Annotated in this window: 1 protein-coding gene; it reads right to left on the bottom strand. The window is 69.5% G+C overall.

Annotation, left to right across the window (positions count from 1 at the left end; translation table 11 throughout):
- Nucleotides 1-1,485, bottom strand: a 1,485-nt coding sequence (gene dxs, locus IPV08_RS24285) for a 1-deoxy-D-xylulose-5-phosphate synthase (RefSeq protein WP_246748227.1), incomplete at both ends; no start/stop codon positions are given.

The following is a 1,485-nucleotide window of genomic DNA, read 5'->3' on the forward strand; positions in this document are numbered from 1 at the left end:
GCGCCCTCGGGACGCCGCACGATCCGGCCCTTGCCGATCGGCAGCGGCACGCCGCGCTCGGGCAGGTCGACACCGACCCCCTCGCCGCGCGGATAGCGCAGCGCGATCGGGCCGCTGTCATGGGCATGCTGGGTCGCCACCATGTGGACCAGCTCGGCCTCGTCGGAGGCCGCCATCACCGTCATGTTCGGCAGGCAGCACAGATAGGCGAGATCGAACGCGCCTGCATGGGTCGCCCCGTCCGCACCCACCAGACCCGCCCGGTCGAGGCAGAACCGCACGGGCAGGTTCTGCAAAGCCACATCGTGCACGACCTGATCGTAGGCCCGCTGCAGGAAGGTCGAGTAGATCGCCACGAACGGCTTGTAGCCCTCCGTCGCCAGACCGCCCGCGAACGTCACCGCATGCTGCTCGGCGATGCCCACATCGAAGGTCCGGTCCGGATGCGCCTTGCCGAACAGGTCGATCCCGGTGCCGCCCGGCATCGCCGCGGTGATCGCCACCACCTTGTCGTCGGCATCCGCCGCCTTGATCAGGCTCTCGCCGAAGACCCGCGTATAGGCCGGCGCGTTCGGCTTGGCCTTGGCCTGGACACCCGACAGGACGTCGAACTTCACCACGCCATGATAGCGGTCGGCCGACGCCTCGGCCGGGGCGTAGCCCTTGCCCTTCTGGGTCACGACATGGAGCAGGATCGGGCCCTGGTCCGAGTCGCGCACGTTCTTCAGGATCGGCAGGAGATGGTCGAGGTTGTGCCCGTCGACCGGGCCGACATAGTGGAAGCCCATCTCCTCGAACATCGTGCCGCCGCCCACCACCAGGGAGCGGGCGTATTCCTCCGCCGCCGCGGCGCGCTGGTAGATCGCCTTCGGCAGCAGCTTGCCGAGCTGCTTGGCCGTCTCGCGCAGGCCGCGATAGGTCCCGCCCGAGGCCAGGCGCGCGAAATAGGCCGACATCGCCCCCACCGGCGGGGCGATCGACATGTCGTTGTCGTTCAGGATCACGATCAGCCGCGAATGCAGCGCGCCGGCATTGTTCATCGCCTCGTAGGCCATGCCCGCCGACATCGAACCGTCGCCGATCACCGCCACCATGTTGCGGCGCTTCGGAGCGGGCTGCCCCTTGGCCTTGGCGGTCGACTCGTCGAGATCGCGGCCCACCGCCATGCCGAGCGCCGCCGAGATCGAGGTCGAGGAATGCGCCGCCCCGAACGGGTCGTAGACGCTCTCCGACCGCTTGGTGAAGCCCGACAGCCCGCCCGGCTGGCGCAGCGTCCGGATCCGGTCGCGCCGCCCCGTCAGGATCTTGTGCGGGTAGGCCTGGTGCCCGACATCCCACACGATCCGGTCGTCGGGCGTGTCGAACACGTGATGCAGCGCCACCGTCAGCTCGACCACGCCGAGCCCCGACCCGAGGTGACCGCCCGTCACCGACACCGCGTCGATCATCTCCAGACGCACAGCGTCCGCCACCGCCTGAAGCTGG

The organism is Methylobacterium sp. SD274 (assembly GCF_017355285.1).
Classification (GTDB): domain Bacteria; phylum Pseudomonadota; class Alphaproteobacteria; order Rhizobiales; family Beijerinckiaceae; genus Methylobacterium.